The organism is Microbacterium sp. Bi128 (genome assembly GCF_918698205.1).
In genome coordinates this window covers 1-3,440 of the sequence record NZ_CAKKMM010000488.1, presented here as the reverse complement: position 1 = coordinate 3,440, position 3,440 = coordinate 1, and the positions used below count along the sequence as shown (strand labels likewise).

Genomic DNA, 3,440 nt, shown 5'->3' with positions numbered 1-3,440 from the left:
TGCAGCCCCTCGTGGCCAACTTGATCGAGGCGTACCGCGAGTCCATCACCGGGCTGACCTGGATGGGCGAGGCAACCAAGCTCGAGGCCCTGAAGAAGCTGGACTCCTTCCGCGCCAAGATCGGCTTCCCGGACAAGTGGATCGACTACTCCGCGGTGGAGATCGACCCCGCCGATCTGCTGGGGAATGTGGAGCGCGCGCACAGCGCCGACGTCGACCGCCACCTCGACGAGGTCGGCAAGCCCGTGGACCGCGAGAAGTGGCTGATGACGCCTCAGACGGTCAACGCCTACTACCATCCGCTCCTGAACGAGATCGTGTTCCCTGCGGCCATGCTGCAGCCCCCGTTCTTCACTGCCGACGCCGATGACGCCGTCAACTACGGCGGCATCGGTGCCGTGATCGGCCATGAAATCGGCCACGGCTTCGATGACCAGGGCTCGCAGTACGACGGCAGCGGCCTGCTGCGCAACTGGTGGACGGAGGATGACCGCACCGCGTTCGAGGCGCTGGCCGCCCGGCTCGTGGCGCAGTTCGATGCCCTTTCCCCCACGGCAGCCCCCGGCCACACGGTCAACGGCAAGCTGACCTTGGGCGAGAACATCGGCGACCTGGGCGGGCTCACCATCGGCTACAAGGCCTACCTGATCAGCCTCGACGGGCAGGAACCGCCGGTGCTCGATGGCCTGACCGGGGTGCAGCGTTTCTTCGCGTCCTGGGCCGCGGGGTGGCGGCAGGTCATCCGGACCGAAGAGGCCATCCGCCGGCTGGCGACGGATCCGCACTCCCCAAATGAGTTCCGCACGAACGCCATCGCCAAGAACCTCGACGCCTTCCATGCGGCATTCGGCGTCACGGACCAGGACGGCATGTGGATGGCACCGCAGGAGCGCGTCAGCATCTGGTGACCCGGGGGCCCGGTCACTGGCACCGACCCAGCCGGGAGGGCTTTGCTTACACGCTTGCGTGAATACATCGACAGCTGTACTTTCGGTTGATGGAGACTCTTACGCATGCCCCGGTGCTGGCACGGTTCGGTTATGCCGTGTCAGACCCGACACGGGCAGAAATCCTGCTTGCCCTCACGGCTGCGCCGTCCTATCCCTCGGAGCTGGCGGATTCCCTCGGGGTATCCCGGCAGAGCATGTCGAACCACCTGACGTGCCTGCGGGGATGCGGGCTGGTCGTTGCCGTTCCGGAGGGGCGAAGGACCCGCTATGAGCTCGCCGATCAGCGCCTCGGCCATGCCCTGAAAGATCTTCTGGGCGTCGTGCTGGCGGTGGACCCGGCCTGCTGCGCACCCGACGGGACGTGCACGCTGTGATGGCTTCCCTCCAACTGTCGCCGGGCCCGGCCCGCCGCGCCGTCCTCAGCCGCCGGATCCGCTTGTTCGCGGCGGCCACCATCAGCTATAACCTCATCGAGGCCGTTGTGGCTTTGTGGGCCGGGGGTACGGCGGACTCGTCGGCGCTCCTCGGCTTTGGCCTGGATTCCATCATTGAGGTCGCGTCGGCGCTGGCGCTGTCGTGGCAGTTTTCCACCAAGGACCCTGAACGGCGTGAACACCTCACCTTACGGATTATCGCTGTCTCATTCTTCGCGCTGGCGGCCTTTGTCTCCGCCGAGGCAATCAGGTCACTTCTCGGCGCCGGCGAGGCACAGCACTCGACCCCGGGCATCGTGATTGCCGCACTGAGCCTGGTGATCATGCCGGTCCTGTCCTGGCTCCAGCGCCGGGCCGGCCGGGAGCTCGGATCACGCACGGCGGTGGCTGACTCCAAGCAGACCCTGCTCTGCACGTATTTGTCGGCAGTCCTGCTCGCGGGTTTGGTGCTGAACAGCACCCTTGGCTGGTGGTGGGCCGACGCCGGCGCTGCGCTGGTCATCGCCGCGATCGCCCTCCGGGAGGGCATCAACGCCTGGCGCGGCGACATCTGCTGCACGGTCCCCCACACGGCGGCAGACACCCTTCCGACGGCCACGGAGCCGGCCTGCTGTGACGGATGCGGTGCCGATTCAGCACCTCCAAAGGCGCTCTTCCTACCTGAGGTGGGGGTGGGACAGTCCGCCGCCGATGAGCAGCATGCGTAGTCGGTAGTGCTTCCGGTTGCGGAAGCCGCGGTGTCAGCAGCACTCATCTGGCACAGCGGTTCAAGGAGCTCGTCGCCGCTGCCGGCCGCTTGATTTCTTACTGGAGCGACAGCTCGCGGCACGCTAATGTGGGGGCACCCCAAAGCAGAGGAGTGCCCCGTGGGCAAGGTGGTCATGTACAGCTCGGTGTCGGTGGACGGCTTCATCGCGGACGAGAATGACCAGCCCGGACCGCTGTTCGACTGGTTGTCCAACGGTGACGTCCCGTTGGACGAGAGCGGCGAGGTGAAGGTGTCCCAGGCCTCCGACGACTACACCCGGCCGTACTGGGACCAGATCGGGGCGACCCTCGTCGGCCGCCACGTCTTCGACCTGACGGACGGCTGGGACGGGAAACCCCCGAGCGGGATCGATCACGTGGTCGTCGTGACGCACCGGCCGCAGCCCGAGGGCTGGGACCCCGAGGCGCCGTTTCACTTCGTCGACGGCGTCGAGGCAGCCATGGCCAAGGCGCAAGAGCTTGCGGGTGACCGCATCGTCGAGGTCGCCGCTGGTGATGTCGGTGGCCAGATGCTTGCCGCGGGCCTGGTCGACGAGGTGCGCATGGACGTCGTACCCGTCGTGTTCGGGTCCGGCAAGCGCTACTTCGGGTCGGTCCACGCACAGCACCTGCTGGAGGATCCCGACGTGGTGATTCAGGGCAACCGGGTGCTTCACCTGCGCTATCGGGTGCGCCGTTGAGGTCCTCGCCGTGTGCCACGACCCAGCAGGACGTGGAAGAGCCTCCAAAGGCCGCCGTCCAACATCCATGACAAAAGAAGGCCCCCGTTCAGGAAAATCTGAACGGGGGCCTTCCTGGCTGCCGGGTCAGCGGGTGATCAGTGCCGGGTTGGCCTGCTGGCAAACGGTGTCGCCGGCTGTCTGGTTGACGATGTCCTTGGGCAGCTGCGGGGCAGCGGCGGCGGCGGTCGGCGTCCCGTTCGCGAAGTCACTGCCCAGGTAGACCTGGACACCGGCAACTCCGGCGGCCGGGAGCACCCGGTCCGGCGCCACACCGAGCAGGGCCGCGACGTCCCCGGCCACGTCAGCGTAATCCGCACCGTAGTAGACCGCCGTCGCGGCGACGGGCGGAGCAGTCAACTGGCCCACCTGGGTGAAGCCGGCGCCCTTGATGGCCTGCATGATCTCCTGGGTCCGGGCCGGAACACCCGAGCCGTTGGCCACAGTGACGGGCTGCAGGGTCTTGTCATAGGCCGGGGCAGTGGGGCTGGGCGTCGGCGTGGCGCTGGCGCTCGGGGAAGCGCTCGGCTTCGCGGTCGGATCCGTCAGGTCCACGTCGTTGCGCATGG

Annotated in this window: 5 protein-coding genes; 4 read left to right on the top strand and 1 reads right to left on the bottom strand. The window is 67.3% G+C overall.

Translation table 11 applies throughout. The features are described from left to right. The 4 genes from LQV45_RS21610 to LQV45_RS21595 form a co-directional block, all read left to right on the top strand. Positions 1–908: M13-type metalloendopeptidase (locus LQV45_RS21610; protein WP_290370291.1), on the top strand; the 908-nt coding region annotated here is incomplete at its 5' end. A gap of 89 nt (positions 909–997) precedes the next feature. Beyond that, on the top strand, positions 998–1,324 hold the full coding sequence (locus LQV45_RS21605; protein ID WP_028276714.1) for a helix-turn-helix transcriptional regulator: 327 nt from the start codon (positions 998–1,000) through the stop codon (positions 1,322–1,324). Beyond that, positions 1,324–2,091 carry a cation diffusion facilitator family transporter gene (locus LQV45_RS21600; protein WP_230008759.1) on the top strand — a complete coding sequence of 256 codons (768 nt, stop codon included), beginning with the start codon at positions 1,324–1,326 and terminating at the stop codon, positions 2,089–2,091. The genes LQV45_RS21605 and LQV45_RS21600 overlap by 1 nt, the downstream gene beginning before the upstream one ends. A gap of 159 nt (positions 2,092–2,250) precedes the next feature. Further along, a complete protein-coding gene (locus tag LQV45_RS21595) occupies positions 2,251–2,832 on the top strand; it encodes a dihydrofolate reductase family protein (protein ID WP_230008758.1) in 582 nt (193 codons plus the stop codon). A 126-nt stretch (positions 2,833–2,958) separates the two neighbouring features. On the opposite strand, the gene LQV45_RS21590 is transcribed toward LQV45_RS21595, so the two are convergent. Continuing rightward, on the bottom strand, positions 2,959–3,440 hold a 482-nt coding region (locus LQV45_RS21590; RefSeq protein WP_230008757.1), incomplete at its 5' end, for a LytR C-terminal domain-containing protein.